This is a genomic window from Acinetobacter sp. (assembly GCF_036666595.1).
In the GTDB taxonomy this organism is placed as follows: domain Bacteria; phylum Pseudomonadota; class Gammaproteobacteria; order Pseudomonadales; family Moraxellaceae; genus Acinetobacter.
In genome coordinates this window covers 477,343-500,876 of the sequence record NZ_JAVWVO010000001.1, presented here as the reverse complement: position 1 = coordinate 500,876, position 23,534 = coordinate 477,343, and the positions used below count along the sequence as shown (strand labels likewise).

24 protein-coding genes are annotated in these 23,534 nt (G+C 41.3%); 14 read left to right on the top strand and 10 right to left on the bottom strand.

All coding sequences use genetic code 11. From position 1 onward, the window contains the following. Positions 1-196 precede the first annotated feature (196 nt). Complete coding sequence (locus tag RR876_RS02385) at positions 197-718, top strand: acyl-CoA thioesterase (protein ID WP_058869179.1); 522 nt, start codon at positions 197-199, stop codon at positions 716-718. Positions 719-969: 251 nt separating this feature from the next. Here RR876_RS02385 and RR876_RS02380 read toward each other — a convergent pair whose 3' ends face one another. Next, complete coding sequence (locus tag RR876_RS02380; RefSeq protein ID WP_332481874.1) at positions 970-1,173, bottom strand: hypothetical protein; 204 nt, start codon at positions 1,171-1,173, stop codon at positions 970-972. A 474-nt stretch (positions 1,174-1,647) separates the two neighbouring features. Between RR876_RS02380 and RR876_RS02375 the strand changes: the two genes are divergently transcribed. The 4 genes from RR876_RS02375 (at position 1,648) to RR876_RS02360 (ending at position 5,640) form a co-directional block, all read left to right on the top strand. After that, positions 1,648-2,652, top strand: a complete 1,005-nt coding sequence (locus RR876_RS02375) for a GTP-binding protein (protein WP_332477444.1) — start codon at positions 1,648-1,650, stop codon at positions 2,650-2,652. Between the two features lie 68 nt (positions 2,653-2,720). Then, the gene (locus RR876_RS02370; RefSeq protein ID WP_004981095.1) at positions 2,721-3,251 is read left to right on the top strand and encodes a YaeQ family protein; all 531 of its coding nucleotides are present in this window, start codon (positions 2,721-2,723) and stop codon (positions 3,249-3,251) included. Positions 3,252-3,300: 49 nt separating this feature from the next. Further along, positions 3,301-3,639, top strand: coding sequence for an FKBP-type peptidyl-prolyl cis-trans isomerase (locus RR876_RS02365; protein WP_004981094.1), 339 nt, complete (start codon positions 3,301-3,303; stop codon positions 3,637-3,639). A gap of 126 nt (positions 3,640-3,765) precedes the next feature. Continuing rightward, entirely contained in the window at positions 3,766-5,640 is a 1,875-nt protein-coding gene (locus RR876_RS02360) for a diguanylate cyclase (protein ID WP_332481873.1), read from the top strand. Positions 5,641-5,673: 33 nt separating this feature from the next. On the opposite strand, the gene RR876_RS02355 is transcribed toward RR876_RS02360, so the two are convergent. After that, positions 5,674-6,120 carry a GNAT family N-acetyltransferase gene (locus tag RR876_RS02355; RefSeq protein ID WP_332477446.1) on the bottom strand — a complete coding sequence of 149 codons (447 nt, stop codon included), beginning with the start codon at positions 6,118-6,120 and terminating at the stop codon, positions 5,674-5,676. Positions 6,121-6,457: 337 nt separating this feature from the next. Here RR876_RS02355 and RR876_RS02350 point away from each other — a divergent pair, with 337 nt between their 5' ends. Beyond that, positions 6,458-6,934: a hypothetical protein gene (locus tag RR876_RS02350; RefSeq protein ID WP_228276916.1), complete on the top strand. Its 477-nt coding sequence runs from the start codon at positions 6,458-6,460 to the stop codon at positions 6,932-6,934. A gap of 9 nt (positions 6,935-6,943) precedes the next feature. Here RR876_RS02350 and RR876_RS02345 read toward each other — a convergent pair whose 3' ends face one another. From RR876_RS02345 to RR876_RS02335, 3 genes are read right to left on the bottom strand one after another with little or no spacing between them, the layout of a single operon-like run. Then, positions 6,944-7,528, bottom strand: a complete 585-nt coding sequence (locus RR876_RS02345; protein WP_332477447.1) for a TetR/AcrR family transcriptional regulator — start codon at positions 7,526-7,528, stop codon at positions 6,944-6,946. Further along, positions 7,510-8,442, bottom strand: coding sequence for an alpha/beta fold hydrolase (locus RR876_RS02340; protein WP_332477552.1), 933 nt, complete (start codon positions 8,440-8,442; stop codon positions 7,510-7,512). Before RR876_RS02340 ends, RR876_RS02345 begins: the two co-directional genes overlap by 19 nt. Positions 8,443-8,495: 53 nt before the next feature. Beyond that, the gene (locus tag RR876_RS02335) at positions 8,496-9,293 is read right to left on the bottom strand and encodes a crotonase/enoyl-CoA hydratase family protein (protein ID WP_332481872.1); all 798 of its coding nucleotides are present in this window, start codon (positions 9,291-9,293) and stop codon (positions 8,496-8,498) included. 199 nt (positions 9,294-9,492) lie between these two features. Here RR876_RS02335 and pnuC point away from each other — a divergent pair, with 199 nt between their 5' ends. The 3 genes from pnuC (at position 9,493) to RR876_RS02320 (ending at position 10,990) form a co-directional block, all read left to right on the top strand. Continuing rightward, positions 9,493-10,068: a nicotinamide riboside transporter PnuC gene (gene pnuC, locus RR876_RS02330; RefSeq protein WP_332477449.1), complete on the top strand. Its 576-nt coding sequence runs from the start codon at positions 9,493-9,495 to the stop codon at positions 10,066-10,068. Positions 10,069-10,076: 8 nt separating this feature from the next. After that, entirely contained in the window at positions 10,077-10,346 is a 270-nt protein-coding gene (locus RR876_RS02325; protein WP_332477450.1) for a hypothetical protein, read from the top strand. 134 nt (positions 10,347-10,480) lie between these two features. Continuing rightward, positions 10,481-10,990 (top strand): DUF2505 family protein, encoded by a 510-nt coding sequence (locus RR876_RS02320; protein ID WP_004694421.1) that lies wholly within the window; start codon positions 10,481-10,483, stop codon positions 10,988-10,990. A gap of 70 nt (positions 10,991-11,060) precedes the next feature. Here the strand turns inward: RR876_RS02320 and RR876_RS02315 are convergent, their stop codons facing one another. Beyond that, a complete protein-coding gene (locus RR876_RS02315) occupies positions 11,061-12,338 on the bottom strand; it encodes an MFS transporter (RefSeq protein WP_332477451.1) in 1,278 nt (425 codons plus the stop codon). A gap of 216 nt (positions 12,339-12,554) precedes the next feature. On the opposite strand from RR876_RS02315, the gene def reads away from it, so the two are divergent. Continuing rightward, complete coding sequence (gene def / locus RR876_RS02310) at positions 12,555-13,040, top strand: peptide deformylase (protein WP_004694417.1); 486 nt, start codon at positions 12,555-12,557, stop codon at positions 13,038-13,040. A 14-nt stretch (positions 13,041-13,054) separates the two neighbouring features. On the opposite strand, the gene RR876_RS02305 is transcribed toward def, so the two are convergent. Beyond that, complete coding sequence (locus RR876_RS02305; protein ID WP_279739591.1) at positions 13,055-13,837, bottom strand: helix-turn-helix transcriptional regulator; 783 nt, start codon at positions 13,835-13,837, stop codon at positions 13,055-13,057. A 104-nt stretch (positions 13,838-13,941) separates the two neighbouring features. Here RR876_RS02305 and RR876_RS02300 point away from each other — a divergent pair, with 104 nt between their 5' ends. Beyond that, positions 13,942-15,162 (top strand): MFS transporter, encoded by a 1,221-nt coding sequence (locus RR876_RS02300; protein WP_332477452.1) that lies wholly within the window; start codon positions 13,942-13,944, stop codon positions 15,160-15,162. Positions 15,163-15,298: 136 nt separating this feature from the next. Next, positions 15,299-15,757, top strand: coding sequence for a hypothetical protein (locus RR876_RS02295; protein ID WP_332477453.1), 459 nt, complete (start codon positions 15,299-15,301; stop codon positions 15,755-15,757). A gap of 2 nt (positions 15,758-15,759) precedes the next feature. On the opposite strand, the gene RR876_RS02290 is transcribed toward RR876_RS02295, so the two are convergent. Beyond that, a complete protein-coding gene (locus RR876_RS02290; protein WP_332477454.1) occupies positions 15,760-15,963 on the bottom strand; it encodes an amino acid transport protein in 204 nt (67 codons plus the stop codon). An 83-nt stretch (positions 15,964-16,046) separates the two neighbouring features. Between RR876_RS02290 and RR876_RS02285 the strand changes: the two genes are divergently transcribed. Continuing rightward, complete coding sequence (locus RR876_RS02285; protein ID WP_332477455.1) at positions 16,047-16,415, top strand: endonuclease domain-containing protein; 369 nt, start codon at positions 16,047-16,049, stop codon at positions 16,413-16,415. Between the two features lie 102 nt (positions 16,416-16,517). On the opposite strand, the gene RR876_RS02280 is transcribed toward RR876_RS02285, so the two are convergent. Continuing rightward, complete coding sequence (locus RR876_RS02280; RefSeq protein WP_332477456.1) at positions 16,518-17,519, bottom strand: DUF2971 domain-containing protein; 1,002 nt, start codon at positions 17,517-17,519, stop codon at positions 16,518-16,520. Positions 17,520-17,772: 253 nt separating this feature from the next. Next, complete coding sequence (metH, locus tag RR876_RS02275; protein ID WP_332477457.1) at positions 17,773-21,459, bottom strand: methionine synthase; 3,687 nt, start codon at positions 21,457-21,459, stop codon at positions 17,773-17,775. A 427-nt stretch (positions 21,460-21,886) separates the two neighbouring features. Between metH and RR876_RS02270 the strand changes: the two genes are divergently transcribed. Further along, positions 21,887-23,506, top strand: coding sequence for an inorganic phosphate transporter (locus RR876_RS02270; RefSeq protein ID WP_332477458.1), 1,620 nt, complete (start codon positions 21,887-21,889; stop codon positions 23,504-23,506). The last annotated feature ends 28 nt before the right edge of the window (positions 23,507-23,534 follow it).

Sequence of the window (23,534 nt, the reverse complement as noted above, 5' to 3'; positions counted from 1 at the left end):
CAACGTCAAGGTTTTTGAATAAATTAAAATTTAAAGAAGGCCTATAGATTCAAAAGCTTAGTCTTCTTTATATATTTTTTTTGAATGATACTTAAATCACTATAAATAATAATGATGGTTTTGTTACCAAATTTAGCGTTCAAAACCGATATAATAAATGTCACATATCCTATTATCTTACCAATTAGAGAACGCGATGTCCCCATTAGATCAAATTGCTGCGGCTGCGGATGACCAGTCTGAACTCACTATGTCGGTCTTAATGACACCTGATATGGCGAATTTTTCAGGAAATGTGCATGGTGGCACCATTTTGAAACTGTTAGACCAAGTGGCATATGCGTGTGCGAGTCGTTTTTCAGGAAGTTATGTGGTGACTTTATCGGTTGATAAAGTTAATTTTAAAGAGCCGATTCATGTGGGCGAGTTAGTGACTTTCTTGGCAAGCGTGAACCATGTCGGTCGTACTTCGATGGAAATTGGTATTCGTGTTGAAGCACAAAATATTCAAAAGCGTACAGTACGCCATACCAATAGTTGTTACTTCACCATGGTTGCGGTAGATGAAAATGGTAAGCCAAAACAAATTCCTGCGTTGAATTTGGACAATGACTGGAAGCGTTGCCGTTTTGAAGCCGCTGAACAACGTAAGGTCGCGCGCTTACAAGAGAACCATCATCCTTCGTGCAGTATTTATAAAAAAACATCACATAGTTAAGTTTTAAAAAAAAGATCTCCTACATAGGGGATTTTTTTATGTCTGACGTTTATGTTTTGAATAGAAGTCGATATGGGCAAACTACGCAAATTTGGCTTTTCTGCACTCGATGATTTCGAACTTTTATAGTGTACGTGCATATGCAAAAATAAAAAGAAACCAAGACAGGATATATCTTGGTTTCAAGTGACGCTAAAAAGTTGTTGCGATCCAGCAGGAGAGTAAAGCTACTAGATCTCGCAATATTTCAATTATTTAGCGGCTTTTTCTTGATTCGGTTGCTCTGCTGATGCTTCAGAAGCAGGTGCATTTGCACTTAAGTCCGTGGTTTCAGCTGTTTCTTGGGTTGATACAACAACTTTGTCTTCTTGAGCTGGCGCTTGCTGAGGTGCAGCAAAAGTTGCAAAGCTCACAGCTGTTAAAGATGTTGCAATAATTAAGCGAGAAAGTTTCATGGTTTTGGCATCCTTATATTTTATAGATAAAAATAGTTCAGACTGATCATCACATCAATTTGAACTGAGCTTCATGCTATCGCCTGAATATCTACGGTTCAATCGAAGCAACAATGTGAAAAGTGCACATTACCTAAAACTACAGATGATGAAAAAATGGTGAGCTTTAAGTAACAAGTAGAAGCTTTTTGTGAACAGATTGAAAGGAAATGAAGAATTAATGATCAATGAAGATGTTTGAAAACTCACATAAACTGTACAAAGCATGCGAATTAAGTGCAAAACCCTGATTTAGGTGTTGAGTAAAATGTAAGGAAGTTTGTCCAATACGGTGTAAATGAATGAAATGTCAGCCGATTGAATGCTGAGTGTTCGATGCCATGGATTTGAGATGAGAAAGTTGGCTATTTAAATTAAGATGGATGTCTATTTTATTGTGCTGTTTTTGTCATATTCCATGCTAGGTATAAAATTTTGAAACTGATGTCGATGCCGCAGGCGGTTCCTACGCATATTATTTCGGGCTTTCTCGGTGCGGGTAAAACCACTTTGCTCATGCATTTGTTAGGTCAGAAACCTGAACATGAAGTTTGGGCGGTTCTGATGAATGAGTTTGGGCAAATTGGCGTAGATCAACAGCTCATGCCGAAAACGGAAGGCTATGCGGTGAAAGAATTACTCGGTGGCTGTTTATGTTGTAGCAGCCAACTACCGATGCAAATTGCACTGTCTCGGTTGCTCTCAGAACAAAAGCCTGATCGGCTGTTTATTGAACCCACAGGCTTGGGACATCCAGCACAGTTACTGGAGCAACTGACCGAGCCACATTGGCACTCGACCCTACACATGCGTGCGCCGATCACGGTGCTGGATGGTTCGCGTTTACATGGTCATACATGGACAGCACAAAATCTCTATCAGGATCAATTAAAAGCGGCGCAGATTGTGGTGGTTTCTCATCAAGCTCAAATGCAAAAAGCAGATCAAGATGCTCTTGAAAAACTGCAAACTGAATATCAGCCTTATGCTCAGCAGTGGTTGATGGCAGAGCAGGGCAAGATTGAGCTTACGCAAATCGATTTTGAGTACATCGGAACAAAACGATTCAAACAGCCTTTACTGAACGTTCAGCAACAGTTGAAAGCGACTCAACAAGATTTTCCAGAGATTAAACAGTTGCCGTATCACTATGTAGAAACGGCACAAGGTTATAGTGTTGCAGGTTGGAAAATGCCGAAGCGTTGGGTTTTTGACTTTTACGATTTATTAGATTTGCTTTGCGAACAGCAAGATTGGCGACGGATTAAAGGAATTTTCCATACCAATCAGGGGTGGAAGGCATTTAATTTCAATCCTGAACAATTCAACTATCAAGATGTCGAAGAAGGGATTGATAACCGAGTTGAATTGATTGTTCAAAATGAAAGAGATTGGATGGGTTTTGAAAGCGCACTTTTTGCATGTCGCATTGAGCAATGACTTAAATTGTTTTAAGCAAAAAAAGCCGAAATCTTATATGCTAGTCGGCAAATTTGAGGATGGTATGTATGGCGCTTAAAGCTACAATTTATAAGGCAGATTTGAATATTGCCAATATGGATGTTCACCAATATGGGGACTATCAACTGACTTTGGCATTGCATCCTTCAGAAACTATCGAGCGTTTGATGGTGCGTTTGTTGGCGTTTGCACGTTTTGCGGATGAAGCTTTAGAGTTTACCAAAGATTTATTTGAAACCAATGAACCTGCGCTGTGGGAAAAAGATCTAACGGGTCAGCTAGTGAAATGGATTGAAGTGGGCAGCCCAGACGAAGATAAAGTGAAAAAAGCCAGTGCACGTTGTAAGCAAGTGGCGATTGTCACTTATGGCACAGCGGTCGATGAATGGTATAAGCGCAACAGTAAGTTGAAAACATTGAACAATGTTGAAATCTGGCAATTGTCGACTGCAAGTACTGAAGCGGTTCAAGCCCTGTGTGAGCGTACCATGCAACTTCAGTTGAATGTGATGGATGGTGAGTGGACCTTAATTGGTGACCATGCTCAAGCCATTATTGAATGGACGCAATTGCAATAAGCATGCAGTTTAACTAGATTTATTGATTGAATAGGTTGGGAGCGAAAACATGAGCGCAGAATTAGAAATTATTGATTTGGTTGTCGGTGAAGGCAAAGAAGCAGTCAAAGGTGCTTTAATCACCACGCATTATACGGGCTGGTTAGAAGATGGCACCAAGTTTGACTCATCTTTAGACCGTGGAAACTACTTTGAAACCGTGATTGGTACAGGCCGTGTCATCAAAGGTTGGGACCAAGGTATTATGGGCATGAAAGTGGGCGGTAAACGTAAACTCATCGTGCCGTCACATTTGGCTTATGGTGAGCGTAAAATGGGTAATATTATTCCTGCCAATTCAAATTTGATTTTTGAAATTGAATTGTATGATGTAAAAACACGCGATTAATCAGAATTAGTAATAATGAGTCAATTACAAGGATGTATTTGATTCATTTGTAAAAACACTTGGTTTTTAAGAAAAACATTTGTAGATTAATTCTTAGGCAGAGCGTATTTAAGGGAAGAGTCGCTTTTGTATAGCTCATTAAGCAAACAGCCGTTTATCTGGTTTATTCTCAGCTGTTTGCTAGTTTTAAGTTTGATACCTTCGACGTGGGCGCAATATGAAGCCGAACCCGCAGAGTATTATTTACATCAAAAAAATGTCAATGATATTCAATTTAGTGAAAAAACCACTAGTTATTTAAAAGGGACGTGGTTGTATTATGACCATGAACTGATTACTCGGGCCAATCCCAAATTAGTTTCAAAAGCAACGGAATTGCCGGTTTCGTTTAAGGAACTTACTGGCAGTAATATTGGTTACGGTACCTTTATTGCACATTTTAAAATTCCTGAACAATTTATTGGGCGAAGGCTCGCCATTCACATCCCCAACCAATCTGGAGCTTATCGGGTTTATCTCAATGGAGACTTTTTAGTCCGTTTGGGAGATGTTGCCGATAATGCAGAAGCACAACAAACAGAAAATGCACCGCGGATTGCTTATTTTGTTCCCGATCAGCCTTATTTCACCCTGAGCATACAAGCCTCAAACTTTAATAAGTTAGGTGGCGGACTTGAAAGCCCAATGCATATTGGCATTGCTAAAACGATTAATCGGCATTATCAGCAACTGATGATGAGTATCGCCATGATCTGCGGTGCGGTATTTGGTGTGGGTTTGTTCACCACCATGTTCTCTATTTTCCGTGGTTCGGATGAACGGAATAGTAAAGGTATTTTTGTCTTTGGCATTTTTATTCTATTTCTTGCCTTACATAATCTCTTTACAGCACCATATGCCTACACGACTTTCTTAGATATCAATTGGTTGTGGGGCATCCGCTTAGAATATTTATTTATCTATTTAGCGGTCATGTTCTTTTTGAGCTATATGTATTTGCTCGATCAACATTATTTACAGCATTGGATTTATACCATTTCCATGTTGGTTTTGACCTTGAATATCGTCATCACTTTATTATCCGAGCAGGAAGTTTTTGAGCAGTTGGCTTTTTATAGTGCATTTTTCAGTATTATTATTTTACTGAATTTTGCCTACGGTTTTTACATAACCTTAAAGACCAAACAAAAGTATTCGAAGCTTAATTTTTGCGCCGTGATCGTGTTATGTATGTCGTTTATCCATGACTTTTTGCTAACGCTACATGTGATTGATTCGATTCATCTCTCTTTTATCTCTACCAGTCTGTATGCACTTTTGGTGATGTTCCAACAATCACGTAACTATGCCTATCAGACCTACCATACCGAACGTTTAAATAATAATTTAATCGAATTGAATGATTCACTAGACCAAAAAGTGCAACAACGCACCTCTCAATTACATGATTTAAATGAAAAACTTGAATATCAAATTCAAATTGATGCTTTAACAGGCGCCTATAATCGGCGTGCATTGAATCAAGAAATACAGCAGCGCTTTGTTGAAACACAACAAGATAGTCATGCAACTCTGGTTTTTGCCATGATGGATGTTGATTATTTCAAAAATTATAATGATTACTATGGGCACTTAAAGGGCGACGAAGTTCTGCAAAATTTAGTGAAAGTGATTGGTGCAGTACTGCCACATAATGCCTACTTAGCACGCTATGGTGGGGAAGAGTTTGCCATTGTTTTATATAATGTCCCGATTGTAATTATTAGTCAGATTATGCAAACCGTTTTAGATGCGGTGCGTAGTGCGCGCTTTGAGCATCATAACCGCCTAGATGGCAAAGATTATGTGACTTTGAGTATGGGAGTATCGTGGATGGATCGTGAAACGAGTTATGCCAATATTCACGACCTTATGAAGGCGGCCGATTTAAAACTGTATCAAGCCAAAGAAGCGGGCCGTGATCAGATGAAAATGCCCAATGAATCATATGAAAATGAGTGATTTTTAGGTGAGTCATGCTTCGGTCAATCACCCTTAGCATATGAGTTTAACCATAGTCACCATTTTGGGATTTGAGATGTCTTGGACGTGGATTTGAAAGCCATGTTTTTGATAAAAAGAGCATGCCGTTTGGGTGCTTTCTAAACTCATTTGACGAATTTTTTTACGTTTAAGATGTTCAATAACGGTTTCTAATAAGGCTTTCCCAATGCCGCGCTGTTGTTCAGCGGATGAAATATAATTGAGTAAAATACGACCTTGATCACTGACCATAATAAACCCCACTACGCGCTGATTGAGTACATAGACCCAGCTGTCGTTATAGTGCATCCACATAATCAGGTTAGATTGGGTTTTATTTTCTAGCCAAATTTGAATCGTACTTTCATGGCGATGGTGGTCTTTGATACATGATCGAATACTGTCGTGCACGACATTTAAAATTTCAGGAATGTCCTGAAGTTGGGCTGCCCGTATCATCTTTTCTTCTTAGAGCTATAGAAACAGCTATTTCATGCTAGCGACTGTATTTATTAAATTGAATTACTGTTAGTACCGATGTAACTTTGTTGTTCAATCACACGAAGTTAATTATTTTTTATAGTGATTTTGTGAGTGAAAAATCACATATCGTGATGCCTTTCACATTCGTGCGAATATGTGTTGAATCACCAGAATTGGTCTGAGAATCAATATTCATTCACAATTCATCGAATTGAGCATTTTAGTTCATATGTAGTCTGCTTTAATTATTTTGATGTTTATTTGAGCGATAATGCTGTATTTTAAAAGGGAATATTTGTTACGAGAGCAGGGCATGGCGACATTTTTACTGATGATTTGCATACTCATTGCTTTGGTTGCGGCATCTATTATTGTAATCAAAATTCAAAAAAAGCACCGCTTTCTGAAGCGACAAAAAAAAGCGGTTGAATCGGAAGCAGCATCTGTGCAAATGGCAACGCATACCAATATAGCACCTCAGGTTGAGCGTGTTATTGAAGTTGAGGCTTATGAACAAGAGCTGTTCGATGACGTGGCGACTCTATTTCTAGATCAAGCGATATTGCTCACGGTCGAAGAAGATGCAACGCTGATGCAAAGCACCTTATTGGTCAAAATGCCTGCGAAAACCCAGACGCAAATTCGCAAAATGGATTTAAATGAATGGTCTATTTTTTGGAGTTTTTATGATCAGTCGCTTGAATACTATGTAAGTCGTTATGGTATGTTTTATACGCATATCGACCGTAGCGGATGCGAGCATAAAAAAAGCTATCGTACTCGGGATTAATCTCTTCGCTTAAGCCTCCACAGCATCCATCACAGCCATGGATAACTGTTTAAGAATTCGCTCTGCAACATGAGTTAGATAGAAGTCATCCTGTTTTAAGCGTGTCATTAAAATTGCGCCCTCATAATCGGCAACACTGATTTTAGCCAGTGCCTCAGCTTGAGCAATAGGCATCACTTGCTCAAAGTAGTGTAACAACGCCAACTCCCAATCTTGAAAAATCGATTGAATTTTGAGATGAATTTGTTCGGATAAATGTGGGACTTCCAAAGATAGCATCCCGACTAAACATCCTTGAACACCCGCACTAAAAAAGCTGACAGCTTGCTGGTGCAAGTGTTCAAAGCGCACGCAATACTCTAAGTGCGTATCACACAAAATGCTGAACAGTTTATGGTTTAAGTATTGCTGGCTGACTTGCAAAATATCTAAAACCAAAGCTTCTTTATTGGGATAGTAATAATAAAATGCTGCTTTACTGAGCCCACAAGACTTTGCTAGTAAATCCATACTGGTGCCTGCATAACCATGGGTTTTAAAGGTTTGCATGCAATGCAACTGGATTTGTTCTTTACTCAGTTTTTGTGGGCGCATAGAGCTTTAACATTCCGTAGGGTTGGTGATGATAAATAGCCATCAAAAGTGTTCAGCATATCTTCCCAGATGGCTTCGGCTCCCTGGCGGAAATATCCCATGTGTCCAATTTCTTTCAAGCCGTAGTCATTGGCTTCAATATTGAGGTAATGCATGTTCGCATGCCGATAATGCTGCATAAATGCATGCCTTGAGTTCGGTAAAGCCCAGTCATCATCCAGTGCTGAAACAGCATAGATTGGAGTTTTGACCTGTGCATATTGTTCCAGTAAGTGTTGTTGCTCTGGATCTGCAAAAAAGTAGGTTGGATTTTTACACCATTTTCGCCACTGTGTGTAGACATCCACAGGTAAATCGGTGCCCATTTTCAGCAGGCTCCAAGGCAGATAGCCCTTTAGTGCAACCATCGGCGGGAAAATAAGATTCCACATGACATGTACTTTCATTTTCTCCCGAAACGGCATATAGCCATGCCAACCCGCACCTGTGCCAAAGCAATACATCGCAGTGACTTGGTCATGGTTGCGGGTTAAACCGAGTGCTTGGCCTCCATAAGAGTGTCCAACCACAAAAATAGGTTTGTCATCTTTGCGGATAGAGTCAATGGCAGCCGACAAGTCTAGCTGCCCCCAGTCCAAATAGGACATGCTAAAACCTTTGAGTTGCTTCGGTGCAGAAAGCCCCACACCACGATAATCAAAAGTTAGGACTTGATAACCTAGAGCTACTGCATACTCAGCAAAGCGACGATAGAACTGCTGTGGTACTCCTGTTGCACTGGCAACAATGATGTTGGCTTTGATCGGCTCAGATGAGCGATAACGTGTGCCAACGATTACATAACCATCGGTTGCTGAGAATTTTACAGTATGTTTCTCTATTTGAGTCGAATCTAAATGGGCTGTGGCTTGCATCATCGTTTCTTCTTTTTGTTAAATCACTAAAGTGAGTTTCAAACTTTTGAGCTTTACTGTCCTTTAAACTGAGCAGGGCGGCGTTGTAGCATCGCCATGACACCTTCTTGGACATCTTGGGTTTTGAGTAGCGGGCTGAGGTGCTCTTGTAAATGTGCAAAGGCATAGTCTGCGCCGTGTTGTACGGCTTGTTGCGCAGAAGCCAGCGTGGCTTGAACGGCGAGTGGTGCTGCTTCTGCAATCGATTCTGCAAGGTTCAATGCTCGTTCTAATGCAGCGTTTGGCGTGGATGCTTCTACGACCTCGGTAATTAAATTGAGATCGAGAGCTACTTGCGCATTGAAGCTGTCACCTGTGAGTAAATAGCGCATAGCCTTGTTCCAACCCGCCGCTTGTATAAAGCGAACCGTTGCACCGCCAAAGGGTAAAATGCCTCGCTGTACTTCCATTTGGGCAAATTGTGTATTGGCATCGGCAATCACTATATCGGCATTGAGCATCAGTTCAATTCCGGCGGTAAAGCAAAAGCCTTGGACTGCCACAACCACGGGTTTGGTGCGAGGTCTGGAACTGGTGCCCCAAGGGTTAATTTGTGACGCGGGAAAGTCGAAAACGCCTGCAGTGAGTTTGGGTTGCAACTCAACCAAATCAAGCCCAGCGGTAAAGTGTTCTCCGTGCGCAAAAATTACAGCACAGCGCAGTGAAGGATCTTCCTCATATTCGCTAAGGGCCAGTGATAAGTCATGAATCATATGACTATCGAAAGCATTGCGCTTGGCTGCGCGGTCTAAACCAATTAAAAATAATGAACCGCGAACTTCGCGACTGACACGACCTTGTTGTTCTGACATTTTGATTATTCCTGCATCGTTTTATAAGTTTTTAAACGATTGTTAGAAAACTGTCAAAACTTATGCGTATTCGTTCTGTGACTCGACAGTTTGATCCGATTCCCCGAAAAAAGATCGACGTTTAGATTGAGTGGAATTGTCTTGCCTTTATTGAGTTTTTTTTCATAATAGCAGCACTTCTTTGAATACCAGTTGAACCATGTCTAGCCTTGAAATATTTGCAGTCATCATTAGCTTAATCGGGGTGACGTTGACCATTAAGCGCAATATGTGGTGTTGGTGGTTTAACTTCGCTGCTTTCTTGTTATATGCCTATTTGTTTTATACCTATAAGTTGTATGGCGAAACCATTTTGCAGTTTTTCTTTGTGGTGGTGAACTTTTATGGTTTTTATCACTGGTTCAAAGGTAAACAACAAGATCATGACATTCGGATTGAACCGATTACAGCTCGGCAAGTGATTTTGCAAATGCTACTTGCCGCTGCGGCTGGCGCAGTATTTGGCCTGAGCTTAAAGTATTTGACCGATGCTGCTGTACCGCTATTGGATGCGCAGCTCGCAGCGTTTAGTCTGTTGGCGACCTATTGGACCAGTCGTAAACATATTGCGACATGGGTGCTGTGGGTATTTGTCGATATTGTTTATGTCGGTATGTTTATCTATAAAGATTTGTTCTTGACCGCTGGCTTATATGCAGGCTTTGTTGGCTTGGCGGCTTTTGGATGGTGGCAATGGACACAGGTACGTCATAAACAACAACTGAAAAGTGTTTAGGCTGGGCAATGTTGATTGACTTTAAATACACACAGTTGGCTCAATTTGAGTCGGTCATCGAACGGTTAAAGGGAAGTCCACAGCAATATTTGGACTTTGCTTCGGTTGCAGATTTTTATCAGGCCACTTGGCTGGGTGATTTACCCAATAGTGCAAGTTGGACGGTCACAGGACTGGATGATGGGGCCGAGCATTTTGACATTCGCTTGGCCTGTTTTGAGCGCGTGGTTTTTATTTATATTACAGATGATATTGTCATACAGAATGGCGCATATTGATATCTAGATCAAGGTATAGTCGGTGCTGGAACATCGTCTATATTTGACCCTTCTACAGGATGACGAGATCCAGTTTTTCAGTCCTGATCAGGGCATGGATGTTTACAAAAACAAAAAATAAAGGATTTAATGCTATGGCACATCAGTTTGTAGTCAATGCCACCATCAACGGTGTTTCATTGGATGACTTCCGTCGACTCGCAGCTAATATCAGCTTACATGAAAATGTTTGTCGTCGTATTCCCGGTGAGAAGTTGGAAATTTTGGAGTCGAATAAAGTCGGCGATATTTATACCCTTAAGCGCGCGTATAATTTGGATGTCAATATTCCCGATATTGCGAAGAAATTTCTAAAAGATGCATTTCGTTTACAACGTACCGACGTCAGCAATTTAGTTGTGCTGAGCTCAGAAGTCCGTTTAGATCCCAACTTACCTTTAGAAGCTGTGTGTCAACGTAGTGTATCGGGTAATGATGAGCAGATTCACTTTCAACTGGAGTGGACGGTAAAAGTGAAAGTGCCATTAATTGGCGGCATGTTAGAAAAACATGCTGAAGGCGAAATCCGTAAGTTTAGCCAAATCGAGCTGGATATCGTAGAAGATGAACTGCGCCAAAATCTGCACGCAGAAACCTTAAGTTAAAGGTTTTGACATCGTATTTTCAAAGTAGCTTGCATAAAAAGAAACCCTTCGATTGAAGGGTTTTATCATTTTAGTGCTTCGTCTCGAACTGAGCTCGATAAACCAAAGCTGTGAAGAAGCAAACCAAACAGACCAGCCAAATATAATACATCGCGCCAATGTTGCTATAGAGGCTGAGCCATTGAACCAAAGGCAGTGTGATGCCTCCTGCAATGGCATAGGCGACATTGTAGGAAAACGAAATGCCCGAAAAGCGGATCGGAGCAGGGAACATTTTGACCATGCTATAGGACACAAGCCCTACCGTGCCTGAAAAGAATCCCAAAAGCATATACAGTGCAAACACAGTAGTTGGACTGACCGCACCTAAACTGTGATAGAAAATGGTTGCGATAGCGGCGACACCGAGCGAGCCAAAAATCAAGACCTTGGCTGCACCAAAGCGATCTGCCAATGTCCCAGCGAGTATACATCCCAGCATTTGCATGATGATTGCAGCACTTTGCATTTGAAAAGCATCGCTACGTTCAAATCCAAAGGTGCCTGTCAATAAGTTTGGCATGGCTAAAATCAGAACCACCACACAAGCAGTTAAGAACCAGGTCAAGAGCATGCCAATCACTACGGCAGTTTTATGACGGGCTAAGACTTGTTTCACTGGCATTTCTTTAGACAATTCTTTACGTGCTTGCATGGCTTTGAATACAGGCGTTTCTTTCAAATAACTGCGTAAATACAAGGCCACTAAGCCAAAAATACCGCCCACAATAAAGGGAATGCGCCATGCCCAATCATGTATAGCTGCTTCACTAAACTGAAGAGAAATGAACAGTGACATTAAAGCACCGAGCAAGATGCCGAGAGACAAACCTGCCGTAAGTAAGCCATTGGCAAAACCAATTTTTTCAGAGGGGACATGTTCAGAAACAAATGTCCATGCCGCTGGAATTTCTCCACCAATCGCGATGCCTTGTATTACCCGCATAAAGAGTAAGAGCAGCGGCGCAGCATAACCAATCGTTTCAAAGGTCGGCATGACCCCGATCATGAGGGTAGGTAAAGCCATGAGCAAAATAGACAAACTAAAGAGACGCTTGCGTCCGATGAGGTCGCCAAAGTGCGCCATGACTACACCGCCAAGTGGACGGAAGAAGTAACCTGCAGCAAAAATACCGTAAGTATTCAGCATGGCCCAAAATGGGCTGAGTCCTGCGGGGAAGAACAACTCAGAAATAATTTTGGCGTAAAAAACATAAATAACAAAGTCATAGAACTCAAGTGCACCACCGAGTGATGACAGCCCAAGGGTACGTTTGTCTTCTCTGGTCAAACGTGGTGTTGCATCCATGCGTATATTTCCAAAGCTGAATAAAGGTTTATATTTGATTTTAAAGAAGTCTTTTTTGAATGAATAATCAATCTTTCTTTACTGGGTGTGAACTAAAAATTATACATGAATCAACATCGTTGATTTGATGGTCAACGTAAATATATAACGCAGGCGAGATAAAAAGCTTATGATATAAAAAGAATAATAAATAGGTATAAAAATTAGGATTTGTGTATGAGTGTCATTTTACCTGTTGCACAACGCGGTGAAGATATTTTAAGACTCAAAGCTGCTCGCGTCGCAGATGCAGAATTTAATAGCGACTGGCTCATGCAGTTGGCTTCTGCCATGATTGCGACCATGTTGGAGCGGAGTGGTGTGGGCATTGCTGCACCACAAGTCTATATTTCAAAGCGGGTCATTATTGTGGCTTCACGGCCAAATTTACGCTATCCCGATGCACCTGAAATGGACGCCGTGGTGATGGTCAATCCTGAAATTTTAGAGTTTTCTCAAGCAACGACCTTAGGTGAAGAAGGCTGTTTAAGTGTGCCGAATGAACGCGGTCAGGTACAGCGTGCGCAAAGCATTAAGGTGCTGTATCACACTTTGACTGGTGAGGTAATGGAAAGCACTTTTGAAGGTTTTCCTGCGCGCATAGTGCAGCATGAAATCGACCATCTAAATGGCATTTTATTTGTCGATCGCCTGAGTGCTTAGGTGCGAGTGTCATTTTATTCATCTTTATATTTAAACTGTTGCGGGGTCTGTCCCAAATGACGTTTAAACATGCTACTAAATGCGCTCGGATTGCTATAGCCAAGAGATCTTGCAATCTGCGCAACGGATTCACCGCTGGCAATTTTACTTAAGGCATGGGCAATATGCATTTGCTGAACCCATGCCCGATAAGACAGCCCGGTTTCCTTTTGAAACATGCGCATCAAGGTTCTGGAACTGGTGCCAATTTCATCTGCCCAAGTGCTTAAATCTTTTAACTGATCGGGTGTACTTAACAGCGCTTGGCAAATATTCATCAAGCGTCGATCTTGCGGCCATGGAATTTGAATCGGCAACAGATTGGCTTTATGAATTTCATCAAAAATTAAAATCTGTAGAGATCGTGACAGTTCATCAGAGCTGATCAGCTCGGAAGGTGGAATGTGTTCAATCGCATTGAGACGGATGAGCAGTTCATGCAATAACTTGCTGACCCGAATAATAAAACAATGTTGCCCTAGCAGTGCAGCTGCATCTGCTTGAACCAATGCGGTATTGAGCTTAACTCGACTTAATGAAATCACACTGTGTTCGACATGGGTCGGAATCCATAGTGCACACATCGGTGGCACGATCCAAACGTGGTTTGGGGTGAACACTTGAATCATCCCTGTCGAAGCATATAGAAACTGCGCCCGCGAATGTGTATGCGCTGGGGTAATTTCCCGATAGGTATGCTCAGAAGAGAGTCCAATCACCAATTCGGACATTTCGGTTTGAATCAGAGAATTTGGCATGTGTGGTTTAAAATTGTCAGTTATACAATGATTATTGGAAGATAGTCTTATGAATGACAATTTACAATCAATGCTTGATGAAAAATACATGGAGTTTGCGAGGTATGTCGTCTTCAATTCAAATGAAAGAGGGTATGGGCGAAGCTACGATCAATGAGCAACCGCAAGGCATGATCATAAAAGTGGTGGGGGCTGTGGCGGTTGCGCATCTGCTCAACGACTTGATTCAAGCTGTTTTGCCAGCCATTTACCCAATGCTGAAAACCAATTTTTCCCTAAGCTTTGCGCAAGTCGGACTGATTTCATTGGTTTATCAAATTACGGCATCGCTACTGCAACCTTGGATTGGACTCTATACCGACAAACATCCGAAACCTTATTTGCTACCACTCGGCATGGTGGTGACTTTTAGCGGTATTTTACTGTTGGCATTTTCACCGAATTTTATCGTACTACTTATGGCCTCGGCATTGATTGGTGTGGGTTCCTCGACCTTTCATCCTGAAGCCTCACGCGTGGCGCGAATGGCTTCGGGCGGGCGCTTCGGCACAGCCCAATCGACCTTTCAGGTCGGTGGCAATACAGGTACAGCCATTGGGCCTTTATTGGCCGCGCTGATTATTGTGCCGTTTGGACAGCATGCCGTGGCATGGTTGATTGTATTTGCCTTACTTGCGATTTGGGTGCTGTTTGGTGTTAGTCGTTGGAGCATCAGCCACAGTAAGAAACAGTTAGCGGCACGGGCGCAACAAGTCCAAAGCAAACTACATGGACGTCAACTCGTCATCGCGCTATCGACTATTTGTGTGTTGATGTTTGCCAAATTTACTTATATCGCCAGCATCAGTAACTATTTTACTTTTTATTTAATGTACAAGTTCCATCTCAGTTTACAAAGCGCACAGTTGCATCTATTTGCCTTTTTGGCTGCTGTAGCTCTGGGTACATTTGCAGGTGGGCCGATTGGAGACCGAATTGGGCGTAAAGCGGTGATTTGGGTGTCTTTTGTTGGCATGGCACCGTTTGCTTTGATGATGCCGCATGCCAATCTATTTTGGACGACCGTCCTTTCGATTATTACTGGTTTAGTAATGTCCTCTGCCTTTGCAGCCATGGTGGTCTATGCGCAAGAAGCCGTTCCTGGGCGGGTAGGGATGATTGCAGGGTTGATGTTTGGTTTAATGTTCGGTGTGAGTGGCATCGCCGCAGCAGGTTTAGGATATTTGGCTGACGTCAAAGGCATTGAATGGGTGTTTGGTGTGTGTTCATTATTGCCTTTACTCGGTTTGGCAACTTTCTTTCTACCGAAGACTCAAGCAAACTAACTGAATATTGCTGACCTTCAGTTTTAATCGCGTTATCTTATCAAACGAAGATGGCGCGATTGCATTTTGGCCTGATGATTATTGTTATGTATAAATGCACTGGGGTTGTGTGTTTCGATTTTAGAGGATTGAAGTGATGACTGATCTTGATGGTGTACTCAAATTTTCATTCGGCGTAGATCAACTTTCATTTGAAATGGATGGACAGCATATACAGCTAGATCAAGGTTTAAGCTATATACAATCAAACAGTATGCGCCATGGGCTACTGGATGAGCTTGCGATTGAGTCGATGATTTATGTGATTGAAGAGCTGTTAGAATCCGTTCAGATGAAGTATGCCCAACCCAAGATTGCTACCACTTCAGATGTCTTATTCCAAAGAGTTCTAGCATTATTCTTTCCAGATCAGCAGCAAATTGACCGCGTGCAACTTGAAAGTGCTTTTAATACCATTGTTGAGCGAAGGGAATACTATGTGTCGAAGGTAGCCGATAACGGTCTTTCTAGTTTGATTTACTTTATTGTGCTGCGGGAGATGATGCATCACTGGAATGTGTTGGAGATTCAATTAAAACAGCTTGATTTTGAGTGAGATTAAAAGCGTAAAAAATAGGGAATAGCCGATAAAAGTAAGCCGATACCACCTAACAAAGCATTACTTTCAATAAAATAAGGGAAAACCATTAAAACGAGGCCTACAGTCAAAGGCACGGTCATTTTTTGCTTTTTGCTATAGAGAAAATAGCCTAAACCAATTGAGCTAAAAATTACGCCTAGAAAAAGTTGAGTGCTGTTCATGATGATGCTTCGTGCATTGTTATTCTCTGGCAGATATTATGCTAAGGTTATTATAAGAAGATATAAAAATTAAGAGCGTCGTAATGCAACTGTATAATAAAAACTTAAAACAGCCATCTCGTGATTTACGCAACAATATGACCGATGCTGAACAACTATTATGGCAAAGATTACGCCGTAAGCAAATTTTAGGATTGCAGTTTTATCGGCAGAAACCGATTCTTAACTTTATCGTGGATTTTTATTGTTCCGCAGCAAATCTCGTTATTGAGTGTGATGGCGGGCAGCATTATACAGCAGAAGGGTTGGAGGCTGATCGGGCGAGGAATCAAGCTTTGGCGCAGTTGGGGTTGAACGTGCTGAGGTTTGATAATAGGCAGATTTTGACTGAGATTGATGCTGTGGTGGAGCAGATTTATTGGATTGTGAAACAGAGGTTGGAATCCCCCTAAATCCCCCTTTGGGAAAGGGGGACTTGCCGTGAATTTGAGGGTGGTTTTTGATTCAAGGTACTTACCTCCTTTTTAAAGGGAGGTCAGGAGGGATTAATTCTTTTATAAATCATCTATTAATGAAAAATTTTCATTAGCTTCTTTTAGGTTGTAGTAATCTGTTTGATATAAACCTGTATCACTATTAATGTATTGAACATAAAAAATAGGATGATGTGGCGTACTTTTTGATGGGCTTAAATAAAGGTCGAGAACTTCATTACAGTTTGGTTCTCTTCTAGCAATTTCAGCTAGTTTTTGCAAATATGGTGAATATTTTTCATATTCTTGTTCGGAAATTTTTATAGTTGAAAGATGCTCAGCTATTGGTGCAATTGAATATTTGTATTTTATATTAGTTGGAAATTTATCTTCTATCTGTTTAGCTTCTAGTTCAAAAGAATTAGGTTTTAAATGCATTTGAAAATACTTTATTCTACGCCCTTGTAAGGTTTTCATTGTTTTAGAAATTGTAGATTTTGGTGTTTTGAGACCAAAATATATGGCTTTTACAGCCCTATAGTCATAAGTATTTATACCTTGATTCTCCGTGATGATTCTTAATTCTTGTTCGTACTCCCACCTCTGTGATTTATAACCAAGTATTTTTTTAATTAAAATATCAGGATCATTTTGACCTAAAAATTTAGAAAAATCTAAATTTGGAATTTTATCTGAATATTGAATATCAAAAAATCTATGTTTTGGATTTTGTTTTGACAAGAGTTGATCTAAATCATATTCAATACAAAACCCTTTATGACTATTTGCATAATGTGCCCAAAGAAGCTCATCATCATAACGTTTACTTAAAGAAAGTATTCCAAGTTTAGTATCTTTCATATCTATAATATTTTTTAAACTTTGTTCTATTAAAGTCAAATTAGTTCTATGTTGAGAAAAAATATTCTTAAGGTTATTAAATTGTTGCTGATAATCTTTAATGGATATAAACCCTTCGTAAGGATCATTGAGTTGTTTTGTATTTGAAGCCCAAAATGTATCATTTTTTAATGATTGTAAATCTCTTTTGAAAGAACCACCGCGATATTTGTACACAAGCATAAGCTAATTTCTTTTAGATTATATATTCGTATTTATATAATTGTTTTATATGAGATTACAAGAGTGGTATTTGTTCAACAATCCCTCCCAACCTCCCTTTGAAAAAGGGAGGAGCTGTCACGTAACAAATTGAATCACATGACATCCCCCTCTTTGAAAAAGAGGGGTTAGGGGAGATTAATTTTAAAAAAATCCCCTCAATCGAGGGGGGTATTCCCTCCTTTGAAAAAGGAGGGTGAGGGAGGATTCCTAATTAAGAAATCGAATCATCCAAATTCGGCGCTAACCAACGCTTCGCTACATCCAGTGTCCAGCCTTTACGCTTTGCATAATCCTCAAGCTGATCTTGAGAAATCTTACCCACATTAAAGTATTCACTTTCAGGGTGTGAGTAATAGAAACCACTCACAGAAGAAGGCGGCATCATTGCAAAGTGTTCAGTCAGTTTCGTACCGATTTTGTCTGTAGAACCTAACCAGTCAAATAACACCGCTTTTTCAGAATGCTCTGGGCAAGCAGGGTAACCTGGTGCAGGACGAATACCGACATACTTCTCTTTGATCAACTCTTCATTACCCAAAGTTTCATCGGCTTTATAGCCCCAGAACTCTTTGCGGATACGCTCATGCAAATGCTCAGCAAATGCTTCGGCAAAACGATCGGCCAAAGACTGAACCAAGATTGCAGAATAATCATCACCTTTGGCTTTATATTCATTCGCCAATTCTTCTGCACCAAAGATCGACACAGTGAACCCACCGAGATAGTCAGTATTGTCTTTCGAGGTGCTAATAAAGTCGGCTAAAGATAAATTCGGCTTGCCTGTGACTTTGTCAGACTGCTGACGCAAGTGTTCAAAAGTATGCGTAACCTTCTGAGCTGTTTCATCAAACACGCTGACTGTATCTGCACCTGTACGTTGTGCAGGGTATAGACCAAATACAGCACGAGCATCGAAACGGTTATTCTCAATCACATCTTTGAGCATGGCTTGTGCTTGATTATACAAATCCGTTGCCGCTTCACCGACAATCTCATCTTCTAAGATTTTCGGGAATTTACCAGCCAAGCTCCAAGAAATAAAGAATGGTGTCCAGTCAAAATACTCCACCAATGTTGCAAGTGGATAGTTGGTGAGGACATGTGTACCCATTGTATTTGGAATTGGCGGTACATAATTCACATCGACTTTAAAGCCATTTTCAACCGATTCGGCATAACTGAGTTTGGCTGCCTTCGGTTGCTTATTGGCTAAACGTTCACGAATCTTGGCATATTCAGCACGATGTTCTGCTATAAAATTACCACGCATTTCTTTCGAGAGTAGTGTGGTTGCCACACCGACTGCACGAGAAGCATCTGCAACATAAATTACTGCATCATTTGAATATTGCGGATCAATTTTTACGGCAGTATGTGCTTTCGAAGTGGTTGCACCACCAATCAATAAAGGAATGTCAAAACCTTTACGTTGCATTTCTTTGGCCACAAACACCATTTCATCTAAAGATGGCGTGATCAAACCTGATAAACCGATGATGTCACATTTTTCATCAATTGCGGTTTGCATGATTTTTTCCGCAGGAACCATGACGCCAAGATCAACGATGTCATAGCCATTACAACCCAAGACCACGCCAACGATATTTTTACCAATATCATGTACGTCACCTTTTACCGTTGCCATCAACACACGACCTTTAGATTGTGCATTGCCTTTTTCGGCTTCGATGTACGGATTCAACCAAGCCACAGCTTGTTTCATCACACGCGCAGATTTTACTACTTGCGGTAGGAACATTTTACCCGAACCGAATAAATCACCTACCACGTTCATACCATCCATCAATGCGCCTTCAATCACATCAAGAGGACGTTTGGCTTTTAAACGGGCTTCTTCAGTATCTTCATCAATATAAGTGGTGATGCCTTTGACCAGCGCATATTCGAGACGTTTTTCAACCGTTTCATTGCGCCATTCAAGATTTTCAGCTTCACGTTGCGCGCCAGTATGACCACGGAATTTTTCTGCGACCTCAAGTAGTTTGTCTGTGGCATTTTGACCTGACTCACCTTGGTTTTGGTTCAGTACAACATCTTCAACCGCATCTTTGAGTTCTTTTGGAATATCGTCGTAAATCGCCATTTGACCCGCGTTGACGATACCCATGGTCATGCCTTGCTTAATGGCATAGTAAAGGAACACAGAGTGAATCGCTTCACGTACAGGTTCATTACCACGGAATGAGAAAGATACGTTAGAGACACCGCCTGAAATCATGGCATGTGGTAGGTTCTGTTTGATCCAACCTGTGGCTTCAATAAAATCGACGCCATAGTTATTATGTTCTTCAATCCCTGTTGCTACTGCAAACACGTTCGGGTCAAAAATAATATCTTCGGCAGGGAAGCCAACATCATTGACTAAAACATCATAAGAACGTTTACAGATTTCACGTTTACGTTCTGCGGTATCTGCCTGACCTGTTTCATCAAATGCCATGACAATAATCGCAGCACCATACTGGCGACATAAACGTGCTTTTTCGACAAACTCGTCATAACCTTCTTTTAAGGAAATTGAGTTCACGACAGGCTTACCTTGGACGCATTTTAAGCCTGCTTCAATAATTTCCCATTTTGATGAGTCAATCATGATCGGCACACGTGAAATATCAGGTTCAGATGCCACGAGATTTAAGAAATGCACCATCGCATTTTGAGAATCGAGCATCCCTTCATCCATGTTGATGTCGATGATCTGTGCGCCTGCAACGACTTGTTGCTGAGCTACTTCCAACGCTTCGGCAAACTTTTCTTCACGGATTAAGCGTAGGAACTTTTTTGAGCCTGTAACGTTGGTACGTTCACCGACATTAACGAATAATGAATCATCATAGATATTAAATGGTTCTAAACCACTTAAACGACATGCAGGTCTAGTTTCTGGAATCTGACGTGGTTGAATGTCTTTAACCGCATTGTAAATGGCACGAATATGATCAGGCGTCGTACCACAGCAACCGCCTGTAATATTGATCAAACCACTTTCAGCAAATTCTTTAATGAAGGCTGCGGTTTGTTCAGGCGTTTCGTCATATTCACCAAAGGCATTCGGTAAACCTGCGTTTGGATGGGCAGAAACAAAGGTGTCTGCAACATCAGCAATGGTTTTCACATGCGGGCGCATCGCATCCGCACCCAAGGCACAGTTAAAGCCAATTGACAATAAATCACCGTGGCGAACCGAGTTCCAGAACGCTTCTGCGGTTTGACCCGTTAAGGTACGACCTGATGCATCGGTAATGGTACCTGAAATCATCAACGGCAGTTCATGACCGATTTGCTTAAATACTTCCTTGACTGCAAAAATCGCGGCTTTACAGTTTAATGTATCAAATACGGTTTCAATCAAGATGATATCTGCACCACCTTCGATCAGCGCATGCGTTGCTTCAATGTAGTTTTCTTTGAGTTCGTCAAAGGTGATATTACGGAACGCTGGGTCGTTAACATTGGGCGAAATTGAACAAGTACGCGATGTTGGGCCCAATACACCTGCAACAAAACGAGGTTTGTCTGGAGTTGAATATTTTTCACAAGCAGCTTTAGCCAAGCGTGCTGCTTCGCGGTTAATCTCGGGAACGAGGTCTTCCATGTGGTAATCCGACATTGAAACCCGTGTGCCGTTGAAGCTGTTGGTTTCAATAATGTCTGCACCTGCATCGAGGTAAGCTTCATGAATGCCTTGGATAATTTGTGGCTGAGTCAACACCAAAAGGTCATTGTTGCCTTTGAGGTCAGAAGCCCAATCTACAAAGCGCTCACCACGATAATCTTCTTCTTCGAGCTTGTGACGCTGAATCATGGTACCCATTGCACCATCGATAATAAGGATGCGCTCGGCAAGAAGTGCTTTTAAGGTGGCAAGTGTAGACATTCAAAACTCACAAACAGGTTTTCAAAACGTGCAATATTTTAGCAGAAAAGCAGGTTGATTGATGCCTAATTCAAGTGGTATTGGCTATATGGCAAATAAAAAAGGCTGATTTAGCTTTAGTTTTCACGAAAGTGAAATATAGACCCGCTATGTTAATAGATCAGAATAAATAGAGATGAAAAAATATTGATTGGAGCAGATTGTTACAGACAGCACAGCCAAATGTAAGAAAATAATTCAGCGTAATCCGCACCGAAAAATTAAATTTTGAGCCAGCACAGTGCGTTCAAGGCCTATAGGTGATTTACTGCTGATCTAAAATAAGCCAATTATGAAAAAATTGGCTTCATGTGACACGCATTTGTCATATAATTGTCACAATTAAATTGAACAATAGGGGATATTGATATCCTCTTTAGCCGTCTGCATGAATTCTAATATTCCTCCCGTCCAAGATCAGGTGCACGTGACACAGGTCAAGTCGACGAATGTGCACGTACCTACACCGAAATTTTTTATGCCGGTGTTTTTAACGGTCATTATTTCAACGCTAATTTATATTGGCTTTCAGCTTTCTGCTGACTTATCGCATGTTCCTGCACTGAATCTTTATTCTTTAATCCTTTTAGCGACGGCATTGTTCATTGCTTTGGGTTTTGAGTTTGTAAATGGCTTCCACGATACGGCCAATGCTGTTGCAACGGTCATTTATACCAATGCACTGTCTGCACCTGTTGCGGTGATGTGGGCAGGTTTCTGTAACTTCCTTGGGGTTATGGTCGCAAGTGGTGCAGTGGCTTACGGTATTATTGCGTTGCTGCCCGTTGAGTTGATTATGAATGTCAGCTCAGGCGCAGGTTTTGCCATGGTGTTTGCCATGTTGATTGCTGCGATTTTGTGGAACTTGGGCACATGGTTCTTGGGTATTCCAGCATCGAGTTCACACACTTTGATTGGTTCAATCTTGGGTGTGGGCATTATGAACTACCTGATGCATTCAGGCGGTGGTGCTTCGGGTGTCGATATGGATCAGGTGATTAAAGTCGGTAAAGCTTTACTGTTTTCACCAATGATCGGTTTTGCTTTTGCAGCAGTGTTGTTCTTATTGGTGAAAATAATCTTTAAGAAACAACTAGAACTGTTCCAACCACCTGAAGGCAACAAACCACCACCGCCACTGATTCGTGCCATTTTGATTTTCACCTGTACTGGTGTGAGTTTTGCGCACGGTTCAAATGACGGTCAAAAAGGTATGGGTCTAATCATGCTGATTTTGATTGGTATCGTGCCTTTGGCTTATTCTTTAAATAAGAATTTAGATTCACAGCACATTCAGTCATTTGCTCAACTTTCGGATCAAACTGCGGCTGTGATTTATCCGAATCATAACGATATTGCAGATGAAAAAGCCCGTACGGTGATCACGCAGTATATTCAAACCAAAGAAATGACCCCAGAAGTCGTACCTGCTTTAGCAAGTTTGACAGATCATTTAGGCGAGCGTGTTGGCCATTATGGAGATCTTAAAGATATTCCTGAAGCTGAAGTTTCTGCACTACGTAATGACATGTACTTAAGCACGACAGCATTCAAACGTTTGGATAAAGCGGATCAATTGCCAGTGATGTCGGAAGTGGACAAAAAGACAGTAAAAGAATATCGTAGTAACTTAGATTCATTCTTGCAGTACATCCCAACATGGGTGAAAGTGGCTGTGGCATTGGCTTTAGGTCTAGGTACGATGGTGGGCTGGAAACGTATTGTCGTGACTGTAGGTGAGCGTATTGGTAAAAACCATATGACTTATGGTCAAGGCATGTCAGCCGAGTTGGTGGCGATGACCACAATTGCAGCCGCGGATGGCTTTGGTATGCCCGTATCGACCACACACGTGTTGAACTCTGCGGTTGCAGGGACCATGGTGGCAAACAAGTCAGGTCTGAATTTTGCGACAGTGAGAACCATTCTTTCGGCTTGGATCTTTACCTTACCAGCAACAATCTGTTTATCAGGTGGTTTGTTCTGGTTGTTTCTACAGTTCGTTTAATCTGATTGGTAAAAACCAATGATAAAAA

Bases quoted from the DNA above. Each gene is read 5' to 3' on its own strand.
- RR876_RS02320 (WP_004694421.1), top strand. From the start codon at position 10,481: ATGGCACATCAGTTTGTAGTCAATGCCACCATCAACGGTGTTTCATTG.
- def (WP_004694417.1), top strand. From the start codon at position 12,555: ATGAGTGTCATTTTACCTGTTGCACAACGCGGTGAAGATATTTTAAGA.
- RR876_RS02325 (WP_332477450.1), top strand. From the start codon at position 10,077: ATGTTGATTGACTTTAAATACACACAGTTGGCTCAATTTGAGTCGGTC.
- RR876_RS02350 (WP_228276916.1), top strand. From the start codon at position 6,458: ATGGCGACATTTTTACTGATGATTTGCATACTCATTGCTTTGGTTGCG.
- RR876_RS02305 (WP_279739591.1), bottom strand. From the start codon at position 13,837: ATGCCAAATTCTCTGATTCAAACCGAAATGTCCGAATTGGTGATTGGA.
- RR876_RS02340 (WP_332477552.1), bottom strand. From the start codon at position 8,442: ATGCAAGCCACAGCCCATTTAGATTCGACTCAAATAGAGAAACATACT.
- pnuC (WP_332477449.1), top strand. From the start codon at position 9,493: ATGTCTAGCCTTGAAATATTTGCAGTCATCATTAGCTTAATCGGGGTG.
- RR876_RS02355 (WP_332477446.1), bottom strand. From the start codon at position 6,120: ATGATACGGGCAGCCCAACTTCAGGACATTCCTGAAATTTTAAATGTC.
- RR876_RS02290 (WP_332477454.1), bottom strand. From the start codon at position 15,963: ATGAACAGCACTCAACTTTTTCTAGGCGTAATTTTTAGCTCAATTGGT.
- RR876_RS02385 (WP_058869179.1), top strand. From the start codon at position 197: ATGTCCCCATTAGATCAAATTGCTGCGGCTGCGGATGACCAGTCTGAA.
- RR876_RS02365 (WP_004981094.1), top strand. From the start codon at position 3,301: ATGAGCGCAGAATTAGAAATTATTGATTTGGTTGTCGGTGAAGGCAAA.
- RR876_RS02270 (WP_332477458.1), top strand. From the start codon at position 21,887: ATGAATTCTAATATTCCTCCCGTCCAAGATCAGGTGCACGTGACACAG.
- RR876_RS02380 (WP_332481874.1), bottom strand. From the start codon at position 1,173: ATGAAACTTTCTCGCTTAATTATTGCAACATCTTTAACAGCTGTGAGC.
- metH (WP_332477457.1), bottom strand. From the start codon at position 21,459: ATGTCTACACTTGCCACCTTAAAAGCACTTCTTGCCGAGCGCATCCTT.
- RR876_RS02345 (WP_332477447.1), bottom strand. From the start codon at position 7,528: ATGCGCCCACAAAAACTGAGTAAAGAACAAATCCAGTTGCATTGCATG.
- RR876_RS02335 (WP_332481872.1), bottom strand. From the start codon at position 9,293: ATGTCAGAACAACAAGGTCGTGTCAGTCGCGAAGTTCGCGGTTCATTA.
- RR876_RS02315 (WP_332477451.1), bottom strand. From the start codon at position 12,338: ATGGATGCAACACCACGTTTGACCAGAGAAGACAAACGTACCCTTGGG.
- RR876_RS02295 (WP_332477453.1), top strand. From the start codon at position 15,299: ATGACTGATCTTGATGGTGTACTCAAATTTTCATTCGGCGTAGATCAA.
- RR876_RS02280 (WP_332477456.1), bottom strand. From the start codon at position 17,519: ATGCTTGTGTACAAATATCGCGGTGGTTCTTTCAAAAGAGATTTACAA.
- RR876_RS02285 (WP_332477455.1), top strand. From the start codon at position 16,047: ATGCAACTGTATAATAAAAACTTAAAACAGCCATCTCGTGATTTACGC.
- RR876_RS02370 (WP_004981095.1), top strand. From the start codon at position 2,721: ATGGCGCTTAAAGCTACAATTTATAAGGCAGATTTGAATATTGCCAAT.
- RR876_RS02300 (WP_332477452.1), top strand. From the start codon at position 13,942: ATGTCGTCTTCAATTCAAATGAAAGAGGGTATGGGCGAAGCTACGATC.